Source organism: Veillonella absiana, from assembly GCF_032970865.1.
Lineage (GTDB): Bacteria > Bacillota > Negativicutes > Veillonellales > Veillonellaceae > Veillonella > Veillonella absiana.
The window spans coordinates 1-19,699 of the sequence record NZ_JAWJZB010000014.1; the positions used below are offsets into that span (position 1 = coordinate 1).

The following is a 19,699-nucleotide window of genomic DNA, read 5'->3' on the forward strand; positions in this document are numbered from 1 at the left end:
CTCCATTCTTTGGGTCAAGACGGATTGCATTGGCACTGGCAGATGAGTATGGATATATTGTCAACCGTAAAGCTGTACAGCGTCATATGCGTGAAATGGGGATAAAGGTTATTTATCCAAGGTCTAATTTATTGTAAACCATCCAACATTCGTTGCCCTCAATCTACAACAGCAGGAATTATTTAGATCTTATAGACTTCCTTCACAACTCCATTATTCACCAATCTACAACAGTAGAATTTATTTAGGTCTTATGGCTCAAGGCTTTAATAGACTGGTCAAGGAAATCTATAACAGTAGAAATTATTTAGGTCTTATAGACAGGATAGTTTCTTCTCCCAACACTCCAGATCTACAACAGTAGAAATTATTTAGGTCTTATAGACGATTACTCCGTCAGCTGTCTCGGTATATCTACAACAGTAGAAATTATTTAGGTCTTATAGACATACAAGAAAGTGTGTAATCAATGCTATCTACAACAGTAGAAATTATTTAGGTCTTATAGACATACAAGAAAGTGTGTAATCAATGCTATCTACAACAGTAGAAATTATTTAGGTCTTATAGACACGAAAACTGTATGGAAGCCACTCATTATCTACAACAGTAGAAATTATTTAGGTCTTATAGACACTACAGCGTAGGAGACCAGCTCCAGTGATCTACAACAGTAGAAATTATTTAGGTCTTATAGACTACGTCATAACTTTGCTCACGTACTGATCTACAACAGTAGAAATTATTTAGGTCTTATAGACAAACCACTATGAAACCCACCAATTCCGCATCTACAACAGTAGAAATTATTTAGGTCTTATAGACGCTCACATTGTGAGGTGTTGCTCACGATCTACAACAGTAGAAATTATTTAGGTCTTATAGACTGTATTGGATTCCAGAAGATACATTAATCTACAACAGTAGAAATTATTTAGGTCTTATAGACATGCAAACCATTTTGTTTTATACCGGATCTACAACAGTAGAAATTATTTAGGTCTTATAGACATAAAATTCAGTTGGAACTTAAAGCACATCTACAACAGTAGAAATTATTTAGGTCTTATAGACTCTGTTTTAAATCCTACTTGATGAGAATCTACAACAGTAGAAATTATTTAGGTCTTATAGACATTTATCTGCACACGAAGATATCCGTATCTACAACAGTAGAAATTATTTAGGTCTTATAGACACCAATTCATACGTAGTTAGCAATGTTATCTACAACAGTAGAAATTATTTAGGTCTTATAGACTGTAAAGGAGTATATACAGCGTGTTAGATCTACAACAGTAGAAATTATTTAGGTCTTATAGACCTCGTCATTGTGGGAAAGACTTGAATATCTACAACAGTAGAAATTATTTAGGTCTTATAGACTAATGCAGATAAACTAGACGGGTATCACATCTACAACAGTAGAAATTATTTAGGTCTTATAGACAACTCCGCACGGGGCGCATTATTGGTTATCTACAACAGTAGAAATTATTTAGGTCTTATAGACAAAGCGGTTACCGCTTATGAGCTATGGATCTACAACAGTAGAAATTATTTAGGTCTTATAGACCGCCACCCACCCCCTAAGTGGGGGTGGATCTACAACAGTAGAAATTATTTAGGTCTTATAGACTTTTTTCATTGTCTTTATCTCCTCTTTGAATCTACAACAGTAGAAATTATTTAGGTCTTATAGACGGAATTATTACACGAGTTGAGCCACATATCTACAACAGTAGAAATTATTTAGGTCTTATAGACACTAATCGATATGTGGACTAGAATTTGATCTACAACAGTAGAAATTATTTAGGTCTTATAGACCTTTACGTACATCGGCCATAGCAGATTATCTACAACAGTAGAAATTATTTAGGTCTTATAGACCTTTACGTACATCGGCCATAGCAGATTATCTACAACAGTAGAAATTATTTAGGTCTTATAGACGTATCAAAAAGCATGTAATCAATGCTATCTACAACAGTAGAAATTATTTAGGTCTTATAGACTTTTTAATTTTATGTACAAGTACCAAACATCTACAACAGTAGAAATTATTTAGGTCTTATAGACGCGGTAACTCTGATTATATCAATGATATCTACAACAGTAGAAATTATTTAGGTCTTATAGACGGCTTATCCCTCAATTCTACAGCCAAATCTACAACAGTAGAAATTATTTAGGTCTTATAGACCACGATAAGTCGCGCTCGCTGCAATCATCTACAACAGTAGAAATTATTTAGGTCTTATAGACGTTCATGCCTTACGCCTCTTGACTTCATCTACAACAGTAGAAATTATTTAGGTCTTATAGACATACTTGAACGAGCAAAAGAACGAAATATCTACAACAGTAGAAATTATTTAGGTCTTATAGACCCCAAATTGTTTATTTTGGAGAGAATTTGTTGCTCCAGCAACAAAAAATCATTAGTTACGTCCAATTTAAGCACAAATTCTCTCCTATTTTTACATTAAGACTCAGATTTGCATGTTAATCTATAAGACCCATTATATTACTACTATACTATCTTCATCATGTTTTGCATACCCAAATTTTGATATTCTACATGTTTTGCTAGTTTTTATAATGATGACTGAATCACTTTCATCAAATGTTGGTTCCCAACGATGTTCTATCTCCCAGATTATCTTATCTAGCATACTTTCACTATTTGTAATTTCATATACAGAATACTGTAACATAAACCCAAATTTGCGAATAAATTTATTAAACCTAGATCGTTTCTTATCATCAGCAATATCGTAACTAATTAAAATCATTTTTTACAACCTCCGCCATAGGCATTTTACTAATATCTTCGCTGGTCATAAACCATCTATAGTAGCCTTTTACATAGCGGTAAATGCATATGCTATAATCATTAATCTCCTTTGCAAATTCTACCCCATAATTGGTTTTGCTCTTGAAATTAATCATATAGCGGCCTCGTTGACAGATAAAATCATCTTCTGAGATTTGCTTTAAATTATACATTTTTCTTATTTTAAGGTCGACAATGACACGAAATGGTTCTACTAAATCACAAATTAAGGATTTACGCTTATAAAACTCTTGATGCAAATTACCTTTATAAACATCAAATCCATACATAGATGTCATAGCATCAACATAATTAAATAGCACTGTATAGCCAATATCTAATAACAGATTGATTACATCATTTTTAACTCTAGGTTGGCGACCTTGCCAATTAGCATCTTCAAAAACTCGATTAAAATAGATTTTGGCTGCAGTCCCTTCTATACCTAATAAAGTAGCTAAATCATCTATCGGTTCTACTAGACTCTCTAATCGTTTGTCAAGCATCACAATGCCGTCTTTATATTTACGCAATGATAATAAGGCTTTCCTTTGATTGAGAATCTTGTTTTCAACAATTTTTTGCGCTATTTGACCATTGATATTACTTGTGTATTGTCGACTAACAAGCATTGTATTTCCTCTTGATGCATAAGGGATGCTTTCATAAAATTTATAGCCAGCAGTAAGAAATACAAAAGATATACCAAATCGTCGGCCCCGTTCAATTAGTCCACTAGTCACAGTAAATCCACCTATAATATAGATAATAAATACCCTATGGCAAGTATACTGTAAAATTATTTTTCCTTCCTTATCTTTGACCACAAGATTGTCATTCAAAAAGCTAATTTTCTGCCCTTGGTTAGCATGAATCATGACAATCTTGCGCATTGAAAATCCTGGTTCACTCAACATACTTTTCACCCTGACTTACACAAAGCTGAACATAAATACAGTGCTTGCACTTTTCCGTGTTATTCTGATGAAATTTTCTTAAATCAAACGTTCTAATATCATATAGTAATTGCTTAAACTTATGGAACATCCCTTCATTCTCTTCTGGTAATTCCACCTTATATGATTTATTATCTGCATATGAATAAAGATTTAGAGCTTTTACCTTATGCCCCTGTTCTGTCATGGCAAAATATTGAGCATACAATTGAAATATATAGCCGTCATAAATAGTTGTAATTTTATTCTTCCGCTCTACTAATGCTTCTTTTTTTCTGTCATATATATCAATCTTTCCTATGATTCTATATATATCAGAATATACTTCAATGCCTTGTAACATATCTTTAGATGTGGAATAATATACCGATTACTTTTGAAGATATTCTAAGTACTCTTCGTTAGATATTTCAAATGGTTTTTTAAAGCCTGCTTTAATATTATGCACCGCCATCAGTCCTTTTCGTGCAATATTATACGCACCATTAGCATCAGCATCTTTAGGCAGCCCATTAGGCAAAGACATCCCTACCGCCCTTGAATCAAATTGTTGTCCATCAGCAGCTATAACTGGTGAAATCATATAGTCAGTATCCGTGCCAGTAATTGAGTTACGAATTTGGAGCAATAGCTTAAACAAGTACAAGAATCGCTTATATGTTTCTACATCACAAGTTTTTAAGCTTCCATCTCTTTTATTAAGTATTTTTTCAAACTCTGCAGTCAAATCAATTTCATTAGAGCACCACATATTATTTTTAATTACATCTCGTTTTGTCTCAACGCGAGTACCATAACTAGTTAGAGTCCATTTTGTACAAGATTTAGCATATCGCTGGTTCCATTTCTTGAAGTCAATATCAAATTTGAATACACCATCCTCAAAATATATTTTATCTAGCTTATTAATGAAAGCTTCTGCTTGCTCTTTATTGGTGTATCTCAAATCTGCTCCATAAAGTAAATTTACAAACCCTGTTGTTGGATCAATTTTAGATGTATTCCATGCAGGAATGTAGAAAATAATACCCGACTGCTTACCTATACTGTTTAGAGTTTGAATAGGATTGGCCAATTGTAAACCATGTAAGTAGGTAGAATTATCTTTCTTATCAATAATATAGTTAAACTTCTTGATTAGTGCTGTTTCAAATTTTTGATAAATTTGTTTTTCCACTTTAAAACGTGACCGTTTAAACCCTAGATTGAGGTTCTCCATAACAATGAGTGCATTATATTTCTGTTGCAGTGTACAAATCTCATTTACAACTTGTGAGATATAGCCATCTTTTAGTTCTTTAATCGTTTCAATAGCTTCCCAAGATTTACGTTCTTGGTCTCTAGTTTTACTTCTTTCATCTAGTTTTTGTAAGTACGGAGTACAATGTTTCTTCCCTTTCGAATCAATATTAACAATTTCATCTAAATGTTTTTGTTCTACAATTTTTCCTGTTTTCACATCTACTACAGAGATATAAACAAGATGGCGCTCCCCTCTGTCTATACCAATAATATGTGTAAATCCATCTATATTTTCATTTATTCGGTTATTTAGTTTAACTGGACCTAAGTTTTCTGCACCATAGTTAATTTGGATTGGTACATGGAACATAAACTTATCTTCTGTATACCGTTTATCCTTAATAATTGGATAGTTGAAACTATCTTTCAACTCATTATAATGATGCCCTTTTTCCATAAGCTCTTTAGTATATGTTAAGGATTTAGGTCTGTAGAATAATTCTGCACCACCAGATAGCTTAAAAATCCTTTTTTCTAGATTTTCTTCAGAAAATAAACTTTCAAAATAGATAGTATTTAAATTTTTAGTGCCTTTAGAGAAAGTAGAGAAATCTTTAGACCATATTTGGAATAAATATAACTTTCCTTCTTCAACTAATTCCTCTACTCCTGCTACATGATTAAATTTAACTTTATAATTACTTTTACTTACATCCTGAATAAATTCTGAATATTCAGAGTATTCCTCTGTTTCCTTTAATTCAAAATTAAAAGTTTCCTCATATTTATTTTCATGATGTTTTAAACCATGTTTATATCGATTAATTAGTTCATGCAAGAATTCTATATCAAAATTATTTCCCTTTTTATGAAGACCTGCCTCATATTTTCCCATAAACTCTGGTGATGCTGGGTATTTGTCAAACCAAGATTGAGCACTAACAAATTGCTTTGGTAGCATTTTTGATGGATCAGGATATAGTTTATAATCCATTTTTTCAAATTCACCGTCAGCATTAATGATTAGATTCTTTTCTCTACTTGGTACAGCTTTTTTCCAAACGCCCAAGAAATAATCATAATTATTTCTTTCACTATTAAAACGCCTCAATAAAATAGTAAGGTTAGCCGTTTCTTTATTTACATCCCAGCCGTCTGCTAATGTTGGCGAGTCAAAGTTAAGTTTGAATTTCTCCTCAGAGTATTCTTTTTTAGTTAAGTAGTTTCTTGCTTTATTGTACGTACTATTAAATTCATTCCCTAGCTGATTTTTATTCAAGCTTAGCTCATTATAAAACTCGATGGAAGGATTTAAATTTTCTTCTACAACATCAAATAAATTATAGAAGAATTGGATATTTTTTAGTGCGTCTAAAACATCTTTTATGATAATTGTGTGACCAGACTGTTTTATATTTTTAATTTCTGTCCAGTCTATACTATTAAACAGCTCCTTTGCTTCTTCATAAGAAGCAATAAGCACTCCATACTTATTTTTCAACGCCTCTGAAACATTGATGTCACTGTCCTGGAACAGCTTCTCTATTTTACTTAACGAGTATACATCTTTTTCAATTGTTTTCTTCTTTGTAACTTTGTATTTTTCCCCTTCTTTTTTACCTGTATAAGTAGCATCAAAAGCTTCATTAATTTTGCTGTTAATCACTGTATATGGTACGCTTGGCAAATTGCCTAGTTGTGTATATTTAATAAATACTCCATCTACATCAGAAAGTGCTAATGTTTTAGATAATAATACATCTTTTAGTAAAGTTGAAATTTGTCCAATCAACTCTGCATCGTTTTCAATGATAGATAAAACAAAGGACTGCGTTTCTCTATCTGATAAAATCATTTTATACAACGATTCTAGTCGAGGTAATTTTAATTTATTCTTTTGCCCGTATAAGTTGATTTTTTCATTAATCCCTTGTAGTTTTGTACCATCTTCATAAGCAATACCTCCTAAAAGCTCATTATATTCAGTAATACCCGATTGGGTAAGATAGGAATTATAGCTTTGTAAAGACTCTATGTCCGCTAATTCTTCAACTTCATCTTTTAAACCTACTGGTAATTTAGCAATCTTATCTACATTCTTTTTAAAAATTGTTAAATTTTCATCAATTAATCTGTAAGCAATAGACCCTGATGTATCTCCCTTAAAAATATACGTACGAATGTCAAAGAAATTCACAAAATAAGTACTAAACTTATCATATGTACATACCATTGTACATACCATATCTTGATTAGGACCTGCCGCTAAGAGTTTTTGGAAATGCTTATCTGCCTGTAAATATGTTTTTTTCATTTCAGAATCATAGCAAATACCTGTCACTTGTTTTTTTAGAGATATTAATGCAGCATCACGTTTATTGATATCAAAAGCTTCTTCAAGAGCTTGTGTATCTAAAGAAAGACCTCGTAATCGTTCTTCAATCAGTTGTTTAAAATTTTCATCAAACAACCTTTGTACTTCTTTTCTATGCTTAGCTTTATATTCATCCAGTTGTAACAAATTCGTTTTATTAAAATTTTCTAAGGTTTTACCAAAAGGTTTCAACCCAAAACGAAGTGTCTTATTAATGGTATAAAGATTTTGAAACTTACTCATACTAACCTCCCCGGCCCTATTCACAACATGTACTTTAAAGCATAATTAAAGATAATTCTTCCTAACTACTATCTTTAACTCATAAAACATACTATATTATATATTCAATTAAATGCGAATCTATTCCTGCCTGAATATTTTCCCCTCTTAATAAACGGCTTACGTTGTTCAACAGATAGCGAAGGGTCTATCAATACGTTAATCGATGCTTAGTAAAGAATATCCCTTCAATTCTTCAATTTCTGGCAAATTGACGCTCATAAAGTCGCATCTACCCACCTTCTGGAGCGGCTAAACAGGGAATTACGCCGTCGCACTAAAGTCATAGGCATTTTTCCACGTATGGATTCCTACATTCGCCTATCTCCAACCTATCAAGTCTACGGTGTAAAACCTGTCAACTCAAAACTCCAAATCATTTCCATCAACTCTACGGTCAACCCAAAAATCGTCATTTTAACATGAAAAAAGATCAATCCTGGCATTACACCAAACTGCTCAAAACCTTATTATATCAACGTTCCACGCGAGTAAGCAGACCTACACACTCGATGTGGCTCGGTTGTTCAATGAGTAACCTATTACACCCCCTATGTAGAAGGTAATTGCGGAACACCTATTTTGCTTAAATATATTCTATAAACTCAAAAAGAGATACTGCAACAGTTGCACAGTATCTCCTTTTGGATGCTCAATTAAAAATATTACATAAGTATTTGAGAAAAATCTTTAAAAACTTAATTCATCATCGCTTACTCTGCTATCTCAGTTTCCACTATTGGTTTTGGAATGCTACTGCCATAAATATCACGATAATCATTCTTTTCTTCATTATCTTTGTTATTAACGCGAACACGTTCTACCTTATATTTATCAGTATCATTACCTGAGATACGATCCACACGAATTCGATCTAAACGAATTTGACGAAGTTCTGGTTCAAATTCATTCATTGCTCGATCCATATTTTCATCTACAGGAGCTCCATTTTTAAGAGCGCGATAGATAATAGCCGCAAATTCATAACGAGTCATCGTGCGATCGCCACCAAATGTTCCATCTGGATAACCTTCCACAAGGCCATTTCCAGCAAGCGTTGCTACATAATTATAAGCCCAATGATTGTCTGGAACATCAGGGAAATCTTTTCTCTTATTCATATCTAAAATACCTAGAAGAGAATTTAGCCTATTATTAATTTCTTCTACTTGCTTACGTAATTCCTTATTATCATCACGTAAATCAATGATTTCCTTCGCCATCGCAACACGAGAAGTCGTAACATTATTACCTTGACCTAATTTCACACTAATCCCAGCGTTAACCATATTTTCACCACCACCAATGGAAGCTCCTAAACTAAACATAGTGCTTTCATTTGGCCGATAGAAGGTGCCCAATGCAAGGGCATGCGCACCCTTGTAGTTACCATAGCCTGCAGTGATATCCCATTTATCATCTGGATCGAAGTCCAATGGATGTAATGCGGAGAGAGCTGCAGCTCCAGCACCTACACGGTTAATTTGATTACCAAGTTTGGAGACTTTTTGATTTGTATCCCATAATTGTGAACCATTAATAGCATCTTTACTATTTGGTCCGATGAGACCTGGGGCTACATTAGTAATATTCATATCTCCTGCATCAATACCAGTCTTCGTGATAGATGGTCCATTGATAATTGTTAAACCATCAGAATTCATCGTAGTATCGCCAGTTTGAACGGATTCTAAGCCTTTAAGGTTTTTTGCTAACTTAATCTTTAAGGTATCTGTGCCGTCAGCCACTACACCTATGTTAGGATCTTGAGCAAGTTTGCTTTCATCCGTAATACCGCCAACGATATTTACTTTCTCATTCAACTTCATAGCAAGATTAGTGCCAGTGTCACCACCATACTTCATACCGTCGTTAAGTGTTGCCACTGTTTCTTTTACTGGTTGTCCAGAAGCATCTTTATACTCATAAACCATACGAGTCTTCATTTCACCATCTGCACCATTTACACCAGCAGGGCCTTGATCACCCTTAATGGAAATACCGTTTTCACCATTTGGTCCAGTTAAACCAAGAGAACCATCTTTACCATTTAAGACTGCACTCGCACCATTAGCACCAGTTGCGCCTACAGCACCATCTTTACCATCAATTACTACGGCATTACCATCTTTCCCTGTAACAGTAATCTTTCCATCTTTACCATCTGCACCAGGTTTACCGATAGTAATATCATCTGCGAGGCTTACTTGCAATGCTTTCTTCGTTACTTGTTGACCATTTTCAGTCGTTGTGTAGTCGATAAACTTCGTATTGATGTTATCATCGCCAGTCACTTTAATCGATTTACCAAGATCTTCTTTGTACTCCGTACCTTCTTTATCGATTAAACCAAAACCACCAACTGTCTTATCAACAACTTTAGTTAAATCACCAATAGTCGCCGCATTAGATTTGCTTGCATCACTCACGTTATGAATCGTTTCGCCAGTAGCATATCCACTCGCTACATTAGTAATTTGATTGTCGCCATTATTGAGGCCATCCGCAGTAAGAGTTACTTTCTTAGTACCATCTGTGATAGTTGTTCCCGCTGCCGTAACTGTATTTACTTTATCATGGTCAGTCATGGTGTTACCAGTACCATTCATCACATTAGTTTTGCCATCTGGAGTGGTTGTTGTTACAGAAGTGAGACCTTGTAAGTCTTTTGCTAAACGAAGGGTCAAGTTATCTGTGCCATCAGCAATTACTGCGATGTTAGGAACATCTGCTACTTTTTTCATATCAGTAATGCCACCAACTACATTTACTTGTTCGTTTAATTTCTTCTTAATAACTTGCTTAGATGCATCGCCACCAGTACCTAAATCACCACCATACTTCATACCGTCATTAAGAGTAGCTACTTTTTCTGTTCCTGTAGTGCCATCTGGTTTCGTGTATTCATAAGTGATACGAGTTTTAGTTTCTCCTGGAGCTCCATCTACACCCGCTTTGCCATCGGCGCCTTTAATGGTTAATCCATTAGCTCCTTTTGCACCATTAAGACCAATTGAACCATCTTTACCGTTAATGACAACGCCAGAACCATCTTTACCATTGACTCCGATTTTACCGTCTTTTCCATCAGCGCCAGCCTTACCAATTTCTAACTCATTATTAAGAGAAACTTGTAACGCTTTACCACCTGTTGGCTCACCATTAGCATCCACAGCATCTACTACTTTCGTATCAATATTACTATCACCTGTTACTTGAATAGCAGTGCCAAGTTTTTGATTAATTACGTTACCAGCTTCATCTTTGAGTCCAAATCCAGCATCTGTAATATTATTTACAGCCGTTTTAAGGTCTCCAATATTAGCAGCATTTGTAAGCGTCAAACCAGATGCAGTTTCTAAAGTACCACCATCTAAACCACTAGCCACATTGACAACTTTATTACCACCGTTATCTAAGCCGTTTGCTGTAACTTTTACTGTCTTATTTTCACCCGTTACTGTTGTACTAGTTACTGTTGTACCAGTAGAAGAAATAGTTGTTACATTATTACCGTCTTTTACAGTCGTGCTACCAGCAGTTACAGTTGTCACTTTCGTTCCATCTGTAATAGTGTTACCAGTACTGTTCATCACATTGGTCTTACCATCTGCTGTTGTAGTAGTAACAGAGTTAAGGCCTTGTAAATCTTTCGCAAGTTTTACATTTAATGTCTTCGTTGTAGCATCTGCTACCACACCAATATTACCGTCTGACAATTTAGAAGGATCCGTTACGCCGCCTTTGATATTCGTTTGTTCTCCTAATGGTGTTACGAAAGCAGTTCCCGCATCACCACCATAGCCTGTACCTTTATTCGTCAAAGTCGTATCAAGGTTCGTAATAGCAGTCTGCAAATCACGAATATTAGCAGCATTTGTAAGCGTAGAACCAGATGCAGTTTCTAAAGTACCACCATCTAAACCACTAGCCACATTGACAAATTTATTACCACCGTTATCTAAGCCGTTTGCTGTAACTGTAACTGTTACTTTCTTATTTCCATCTGTAACTGTCGTGCCAGCAGCCGTTACCGTTGTTACATTTGTACCATTGGTCACCGTATTACCACTGCTGTTCATCACATTCGTTTTACCATCTGGTGTCGTAGTTGTTACGGAATTTAAGCCTTGTAAATCTTTCGCAAGTTTTACATTCAATGTCTTGCTGCCTGCATCAGAAACAACGCCAATATTACCATCAGTTAACTTATTGGTATCCGTTATACCGCCTTTTACATTTGTTTGTTGTCCAAGTGGATTAATGAAAGCTGTACCTGCATCACCACCATAACCTGTACCTTTGGCAGTAATATTAGTGATAGCTTGTTTTAAATCGTCAACATTCGTAGCGTTATTAAGTGTATTACCAGATGCATTTTCTAATGTAGAGCCGCCAAGACCACTTGCTACATTTACGATTTGATTATTACCGTTGTCGAGGCCAGTAGCAGCAAGGGTTACCTTCTTCGTATTATTTGTCACCGTCGTACCAGCAGCAGTAACTGTCGTTACATTCGCACCGTCTTTAACAGTTGTACCATCACCAGTCATTGTTGTTGTTTTGGTACCATTCACAGTTTGAACGCTAGTTAGGTTCTTTAATTCTTTCGACAATTTAACAGTCATTTTATTAGTAGCTGCATCTGCTACTACACCAATATTATTATCACTTAAATTAGTTGCACCACCAAGAATAGACATCGCTTGGTCAGAAGCACGTTTAATTACATTCACATCTGCTGCTGCAGTAGATCCAATGGTAGAGTTATCTCCTGCAAAACGAAGTGGTAATGTGAATTGATACAATTGGCTACCATTAATCGCATCTGTACTTGTAGCATTAATTAAACCAGCACCTACATTTTGAATACGACGTTCTGCACCAGGTGCACCTACCGTCACTACTCCAGCAAGATTTGTTCCACCTGCAAAGTTTCTTGCTTGTCCATTCAACACTTCAGAAGCATAATTTGTATTACCTGCAGTAGACGCGCCTTTTACTGTATAAGCAGATTTGCTTCCAAGATATACTGAATTTGCAAGCGTTGCTGTTACATCATTACCTAATACAAAGTAAGAAGCGCCTTCTGTATTTACTTTGTTACGTGCGCCAATTACTGTAGAATCAGTAATTGCTAATTCTCCAGGTGCATTAGGATCTGTAATATTTGCCACTTCGTTATCATGTCCAAGAACAAACATCCCACTTAAATCTTTTGCAAGTTTGCTGCCACTACTGATTTTATTATTGTAACCGTTTACATAAATGTCTTTTAAATAAGTAACTGGAGTAGCCGTATTTGGATCAGGAGCTTGCGCCCCTGAGGCTGGAGTTATTTCTCCGATTTTATTTGTGTTACCTACTACACGCACATTAGTTACAGCGTTTATTGAATTAGAGTTACCAAAGATACCACTTTCAGCTCCAACAACACGACTGTTTGTATTACCCAAAGAATATGTACCCTCTCCAGTAATAACGGTCTTGTTCGCATCGGTTTCAAGGCCTGCATAACCTATACTACCAGAATTTTTACCTGTCACACTTTGATTAGTTCCGATAGCTATATCGTTCTCTGCTCCAGTTTGTGCTTTTGTACCAATTGCGATTGAGGAAGTACCAGCAGCCAAGCTTTCACTCCCCATGGCACTAGCCATCTTACCACTAGCAATAGCCCGGTCACCAATAGCATTGGCTTTATCTGCAGAAGATCTAGCACGATATCCCACAGCAACGCCTCTATCAACAGTACCAGTAGCTATATTCTGATTAGTAACAGAAGCCAAACTGCCAATAGCAAGCGAGTTATTCCCCTCTGTAATAGCACCTGCACCAATAGCTATACCATAGCGATAATCTTGACTTTGCTTAGATACGCTTGTATCACTAGATAGATCCGTAGCACCATCATCAAGAGCTGCATTACCTACATACTTAGAACCGATTGCAATAGAACCTATACCATATGCATTTGCATCATTACCAACCGCTACCGAATTTTCGGCAGTAGCCTGTACTGTTTGCCCAATAGCAAGAGAACGTTTTCCAGTAGCATTGGCATTATCTGCATTACCATAGTCTCCACCTTGATTATTAGCACTAAAATATTTTGGCTGACCTTCTTTCACTGCTGCTTTTAAAGTCTGTAAATTAACCGCATCCATATCGGTTACTGGATTTGATACGTTTGAAATACGAGTGCCTTTCCCTGTATCATTTTTCAAACTGATACTTGCGTCAGCAGTAGTTGATGAACTGTTAACTGCATCGTAAGTTATCCCTCTATTTTGATTAGCTGGCAAATTGTTAATTGCTGTGTTTACATCTGCCAATACTTTATCTTTTACTTTTTTCAATTGTGCAACAGTAGCTGCATCTTGATCATCTGCACCATCAGCTACATTGACAATACGACGCATTGTATTTGTATCCTTAGAACCTACAGAAACTACTGATTCTGATGCCATTCCAGTAAGATAACCAGTCGCTGTTTTCTTTGTAGCTACTGAATTAGATCCTAATGCCACATTATTCGCATCAGCTTTTGCAGAATATCCCACCGCTACACCTTGATCTCCCGTAGTACTTGCCTGGAATCCCAATGCCACTGCTTGTTTACCTTGTGCATTTGTTTCATAACCAATACCAACACTACCTGTTTGTGCTTTCACTGCACCACCAATAGCAACTGCTTTTTCAATAGATGTTGCACTAGCATAAGAGTTTGCTTTATTACCAATAGAAACATTATCTGTTACTGTTTCTGGTTGATTCGTTAAATTCTTACCAGCTTCAACCCCCATAGCAATACTAGCCTTACCACTTACACCAGAACCCGCATTATACCCAATACCAATATTATATTGCCCATTTACATTTGCACCAGCATTTTCGCCAATATTTATATGCGAATGTTTCGTACCTGTTGCATCAGCAGCTTGACCAGCACCTGCATTGAGACCAATTGATATAGTTTTTGTTGTCAAAGCTGTAGCATTATCTCCAATCGCAACGGTATCTGTTTGGTATGCTTTAGAACCCTTACCTATAGCTACAGTATTATCTTGTGTACTATTTGCACCATCGCCAAGTGCTAACGAAGAAACTCCACCAGCAGTTGCCCCTACGCCAAGAGCAACTGCACGTTTTCCACTAGATACGGCTGTGTCACCAATTGCAACAGAAGAATCTGCATTTTTAGCAATTTTTGCATTTTTCCCTAACGCAATAGCATTATCAGCTGCAATCACAATAGCTTCAGTACCAATTGCCATGCTATCATAAGAGAATCTAGACTCTGCATCTCTATTATAAGTAGCAGCACCCTTACCAATAGCAATTACTCTTTCACCACGAGCAATAGAAGAGTCGCCAACAGCAATAGCACTTGTACCATCACCAAGAACAGGGCTTCCTGCCCCATCCATTGTAGTGTCTCCACCTTCTGTATTGGAGCCAGTACGCGCTGCATTACCAATAGCAACACTCTTATTCGCACTACCTTGAGAAGTAGCATGGTCACCAATAACAACAGATTCTGCTGCTCTAGCAGTGCTATCATAACCAATGGCAACGGATCTTTCCGCATTTGCTTTTGTTTCTGCTTTAGGACCTACTGCAATAGAGTTAGTGCCCCCTGCAATTGCATCTGCTTCTGTAGAATTAGCTCTGAAATACTTAAGACCAGGTTTAGTCACATCTAGACCGAGTGTAGTATTAAGAGTGTTAATTGTGTTAATGCGGTTACTAAGAGCTGTATCGGCAGCTTCAGAAGCTGATTTATTGGCAGCTATTGTTGTATCTTGTTGGCTGTTTTTCGTATCATTCGCTGTTTCATTTGCGGTGATTTGATTTTGCAAATTAGTATCAGCCGACTGCAAGTTACCAATAGCTGTGCCCTGTTGTGTTGTGGTTGTCTTTAATGTAGCAATATCCGCCTGATTAGTTGCCACTTGCCCACTTGCTAAAGCATTCACTGCTGCAGTAACTTCTGCATCCGTTGCTACTGCAGGATCTAATCCTACCGTAATCGTCGTGCCTGTTTCGTTAACAGTTACATTAGTACCGCCTGTAATAGTATCACCATTGTTCACCACGCCTGCGGCGAAAGTAACCGTCGATGATAATACGCCAATCACTATTGCTGTCAAAAAAGCTTTTTCTGCATTAATTCTACCTTGGCGAAAACGCTTAGATACATTTACTTTTCCCTGCCCTTTAGCAAGTTCCGACACCACTTGATACATTTGTAGAGATTTGTTATAAATTACCTTATAAATTTTATTCACAAATATTCTCCTCTCTAAAAACAATACCCTTATAATTAAAAACTTATGTTTTTCTAAATATATCATATCATTTTTTAGAAAAAAACTAAAATTGCAAGTTCAAATTGAACACCTTTAACCAAATAATTTAAGCTGCATAGACGGTATCTAAATAAGCTTCAAATAAATCATCAGGCGTATCATACCCAAGGGACTTTCTAGGTAATGAATTCGTATCCTCTGCAAACCAGAGAATCTGCTCAGCAGAGTAGTTTTCGATAGACTTTCCTTTAGGTACGTACTTTCTGAACATGCGATTGTGACGCTCATTTTGAGCTCTCTCATAAGAGCTATATGGATGAGCAAAATATACCATTATACCATATCGTTCTAACTGAGATAATTCCGCAAACTCAGTTCCGTTGTCTGCTGTAATTGTTTTAAATACAGTAGCAAATTGTGATCCATAATATATTTTGAGACTACGTAAAGCAGCTTTTACAGATGCTACATCTTTACGTCGAATCTTAATAGCAATGAATATTCGTCGTTTAAAAGAAGAAAATGAATTTCTCGAGGAAGCGAGCGCCTTTTTCGCAGCCAGCCGTCGGAAGTCAGCAAAAAACAGAGATTAATGTTCATCGCTATTAAAACAGAAGAAAGCACACTTGAAGGAAAAATCTCGTTCTATTGTAAAAGTCTTTATGTTACAAGACAAGGCTTTCATAATTACTTAAAATATAAGAATAGTCCTTGGAAATATCAGTCTCTTGCTGATGCTATGTAGATAACTGTGCTGAAGATGAATGCAATGATACTTATGGGCGAGTTCGAATGCATCAGGCATTGGAACAAAAGCAGCCTGATGGCATCAATGTTCCAAGTGAACGGACCATTTACCGAGATATGGAAGAAATTGGCATCAGTCATAGGCCAAAGAGAAAGCCAAATGGAATCACAAGAGCCGATAAAGAAGCCAGAAAATCAGATGACCTGATCAAGCGTAACTTCACATCTGATAAACCTCTGGAAAAATGCGTAACAGATATGACTCAAGTAAAATGCCTGGATGGTAAACTATATGTATCGGCTATTTTTGATTGCTTTGATTCTGCAGTATTGGGATTAGCAATGGATACAAACATGAAAGCAACTCTTTGTGAAAAAACGCTGGAAAATACCTATAAATCACATCCCGGAATCCGAGGATGTATCATACATAGTGACAGAGGCACGCAGTACACTAGTGGAATTGTCAAGAAAAGTGTAGTCATATAAACTCACTAAATTTCCTTTGATGGTTATGCTGCCAGAAGTTGTTCTGCTGACAGCTCTCTATATACAGCAGGAGGATATCCTCCTGGGTTTGCAGTATAGACTCTGATTCGATTGTAATAGGTAAACACATACTTGAAGATGATGCTCTTGACATCCTCTCGTTTCATCTTATAGGTAGGGATGCGATAAAGTAACTCCTTCTTCAAGGTAGCAAAGAAGCTTTCCATCCTTGCATTATCGTAGCAATAATCCACACCGCTAAGACTTTGCGTCAGTCCTAGGTTTGATAATTCCTGACGAAAGGCATCACTGGTATACTGACTGCCCCTGTCCGAATGAAGGATAGTCCCATCTAGTTTATATCGATGTGTAACAGCCTTAAGAGTATCCAGACAGAGCTCTTTCTTCATGTTGTCTCTCATAATCAGGGTTAGTATTTCCCCATTAAAACAATCCAAGATGGAAGAAATCTAGAGCTTTCCATCCAAGCATTGTATCTGAGAGATATCCGTTAAAAGCTTTTTCAATGGTTTTTTCGAAGAAAAATCCTGTTTCAGTAGATTTTCCTGTTCTTGGATCTAAGTAGTAGGGTGCGTGAGTCCTTTCGGTTTTCGGCGCGGTTTATGCAACCATCCATGCTCGCGCATGATCCTTGTAATTCTACGGATTCCTGCTTTTAGGCCACGTTGTAGCAAAGCCAACTGCATCCGCGGAGCACCGTAATTGTCATTAAATGGAGATTCGTTTAAAATAGCTTCCATTTCTGCCGAAAGAATAGCATCCTTGTTTGGACGTCCAATCATTTTTTTATATTTAAAATAACCGGATGTACTGACCCCAAGAATGTGACACATCAGTTTGATTGTCCAACGTTTGCTGTGACGTTCATAGATGAAAAGGTAGCGCTGATGAGCTCTTACTTCTTTCGGCGTACGGCGAAAAAACCGGGTGCCTCCTGTAAGATCTCATTGGAATGTTTGAGTTACGCATTTTCTTTTTCCAGCTCCAAAATACGCTGCTCTTTGTTATCCGAAGATATTCTTTTATGGCCACTGCCAACATAAGTATCTGCTCCATATTTTTTTCGCTGATTTCTCCAAGTGGAATAGTATAGTAAGGAATTCCAAGTTGATTTGCAACTGCTTTTACGCCGATTTCATCAAAAAGTTTAACGGCCTGTTCTTTAAATGATTTTTCATATTGCATGTTGTTCTCACCTTTCTATGTGCTTTGATAATAACATATATTTGGTGAGTTTCATGACTCTACTTTAATGATAGCACTCCACTAGTGAGCTCTACCGAAAAGCAATAAGTAAATATGGCATTCTCCAAAGTATGAATAGTGCAGGTGGCAGATGCCATGATAATGCACAATGCGAAAGCATGTGGGCAAGGCTGAAAGAGGAACTTCTCTATAATCGCTATGATACCACTAAAATGAAAGTTGAAACTGTTAAAACTCTCATCTGGAGATATTTCATCAGCTATTGGAATAACAGGAGAATCTGCTCTACCAACTGAGGGTTACCTCCTATGGTTAAGAGACATCTGTACTATATCTCATCACAGAGTGTTGCGTAGTTCAAACATCCTTGAGTTAAAAGTGTAAAGAGATATTAACAATATCATTCTGAACTGATTTCATTTATTTTTCTGTATAAATTTTGTATTTCTAACCTGAGACATCTTAAAGCTTACCACTATCATCTAATGAAAGTAATTCTTCTGGAAACGGCTCGAATATAGTTTGTCCTAACAAGTATTCAATATTATATTTTATAGAGTAACCTTTTAAAATACTCGCTATGGCAGATTTGTCGATCTTTCCATTTCTGTATTTTTCCATTAATTGTAAGATAAACACTTTTTCTTCTTTGCTCGCGAAGTTCGAGAAATACCCAAATATATGTTGATAAGCATTAATGTAATTCTTTTTAGAAGGTAGGTTCAAAAATAATTTTACCATTTCATTAAAGTAATTATCTAACACTATATTTGTTTCTAATTTTTCATGATTTGCAACAATTAACCCTAATTTGTTTTTTAATGTTTGATTATAAACAAAATATAAATATTTATTTTTTGCATGATAATCCGCTAATTTTTTCATAAATTTATTTTGTGCCATTTTTTTAAAATTAAAAATCGCATATAGTTTTGTAAAAAAATGCTCTCTTATTATCAGGTTTGTTAATCTCCCTTCTTCTTCAATTGGCAAATAAGGGAAATGCTTTTCCATTTCAGCCGCAAATAAACCCATACTTTTTCCGATCATACGTTAAATATTTTTTAGATTTAGGTTGAACTAATTCTATACCGTCAGGCACTTTAATTAAACTATAATGGACCCAAGAATTTAGACCACTAAAAGTTGCTTTTTAAGTTAGGTTGAATGTAATATTTAATCAAACGGAGGCACTATGAAACGAACACAGTACACACCTAACGAAAAAGCA

At 36.0% G+C, this 19,699-nt stretch carries 11 protein-coding genes, 3 pseudogenes and 1 CRISPR repeat array; of the genes and pseudogenes, 4 read left to right on the top strand and 10 right to left on the bottom strand.

Going from position 1 to position 19,699, the window contains the following annotated elements; all coding sequences use genetic code 11:
- A partial coding sequence (locus RVY80_RS09910) for a transposase (RefSeq protein WP_411040813.1) occupies positions 1–137 on the top strand: 137 nt, incomplete at its 5' end.
- Between the two features lie 24 nt (positions 138–161).
- Positions 162–2,393: a CRISPR direct-repeat array (repeat unit 36 nt; unit sequence ATCTACAACAGTAGAAATTATTTAGGTCTTATAGAC).
- A gap of 132 nt (positions 2,394–2,525) precedes the next feature.
- Here the strand turns inward: RVY80_RS09910 and cas2 are convergent.
- The 4 genes and pseudogenes from cas2 to cas12a all read right to left on the bottom strand — a co-directional run bounded on the left by cas2 (position 2,526) and on the right by cas12a (position 7,654).
- Positions 2,526–2,798, bottom strand: coding sequence for a CRISPR-associated endonuclease Cas2 (gene cas2 / locus RVY80_RS09915; RefSeq protein ID WP_317330482.1), 273 nt, complete (start codon positions 2,796–2,798; stop codon positions 2,526–2,528).
- Complete coding sequence (gene cas1, locus RVY80_RS09920; protein ID WP_317330485.1) at positions 2,785–3,756, bottom strand: type V CRISPR-associated endonuclease Cas1; 972 nt, start codon at positions 3,754–3,756, stop codon at positions 2,785–2,787. The genes cas2 and cas1 overlap by 14 nt, the downstream gene beginning before the upstream one ends.
- Positions 3,746–4,147, bottom strand: a pseudogene (gene cas4 / locus RVY80_RS09925) (type V CRISPR-associated protein Cas4); the annotation flags it as partial. The pseudogene cas4 and the gene cas1, both read right to left, overlap by 11 nt.
- 18 nt (positions 4,148–4,165) lie before the next feature.
- On the bottom strand, positions 4,166–7,654 hold the full coding sequence (cas12a, locus tag RVY80_RS09930; RefSeq protein ID WP_317330486.1) for a type V CRISPR-associated protein Cas12a/Cpf1: 3,489 nt from the start codon (positions 7,652–7,654) through the stop codon (positions 4,166–4,168).
- Between the two features lie 222 nt (positions 7,655–7,876).
- On the opposite strand from cas12a, the pseudogene RVY80_RS10245 reads away from it, so the two are divergent.
- Positions 7,877–8,119: pseudogene (locus RVY80_RS10245) on the top strand (transposase); the annotation flags it as partial.
- Between the two features lie 287 nt (positions 8,120–8,406).
- On the opposite strand, the gene RVY80_RS09940 reads toward RVY80_RS10245, so the two are convergent.
- Both RVY80_RS09940 and RVY80_RS09945 read right to left on the bottom strand, forming a co-directional pair.
- Positions 8,407–15,984 (bottom strand): ESPR-type extended signal peptide-containing protein, encoded by a 7,578-nt coding sequence (locus tag RVY80_RS09940; RefSeq protein ID WP_317330487.1) that lies wholly within the window; start codon positions 15,982–15,984, stop codon positions 8,407–8,409.
- A 127-nt stretch (positions 15,985–16,111) separates the two neighbouring features.
- Positions 16,112–16,504 (bottom strand): annotated as a pseudogene (locus tag RVY80_RS09945) (IS30 family transposase); the annotation flags it as partial.
- Between RVY80_RS09945 and RVY80_RS09950 the strand changes: the two are divergent.
- Positions 16,440–16,598: a hypothetical protein gene (locus RVY80_RS09950; protein WP_317330489.1), complete on the top strand. Its 159-nt coding sequence runs from the start codon at positions 16,440–16,442 to the stop codon at positions 16,596–16,598. The pseudogene RVY80_RS09945 and the gene RVY80_RS09950 overlap by 65 nt on opposite strands.
- Before the next feature lie 271 nt (positions 16,599–16,869).
- Positions 16,870–17,241 (top strand): DDE-type integrase/transposase/recombinase, encoded by a 372-nt coding sequence (locus RVY80_RS09955; RefSeq protein ID WP_317330491.1) that lies wholly within the window; start codon positions 16,870–16,872, stop codon positions 17,239–17,241.
- A gap of 23 nt (positions 17,242–17,264) precedes the next feature.
- Here RVY80_RS09955 and RVY80_RS09960 read toward each other — a convergent pair whose 3' ends face one another.
- The 4 genes from RVY80_RS09960 to RVY80_RS09970 form a co-directional block, all read right to left on the bottom strand.
- Complete coding sequence (locus RVY80_RS09960; RefSeq protein WP_317330493.1) at positions 17,265–17,699, bottom strand: DDE-type integrase/transposase/recombinase; 435 nt, start codon at positions 17,697–17,699, stop codon at positions 17,265–17,267.
- Between the two features lie 120 nt (positions 17,700–17,819).
- A complete protein-coding gene (locus RVY80_RS10250; RefSeq protein WP_411040812.1) occupies positions 17,820–18,095 on the bottom strand; it encodes an IS3 family transposase in 276 nt (91 codons plus the stop codon).
- Positions 18,096–18,126: 31 nt separating this feature from the next.
- Positions 18,127–18,447, bottom strand: a complete 321-nt coding sequence (locus tag RVY80_RS09965; RefSeq protein ID WP_317330495.1) for a hypothetical protein — start codon at positions 18,445–18,447, stop codon at positions 18,127–18,129.
- A 483-nt stretch (positions 18,448–18,930) separates the two neighbouring features.
- A complete protein-coding gene (locus RVY80_RS09970) occupies positions 18,931–19,518 on the bottom strand; it encodes a YbgA family protein (protein ID WP_317330497.1) in 588 nt (195 codons plus the stop codon).
- Positions 19,519–19,699 lie beyond the last annotated feature (181 nt).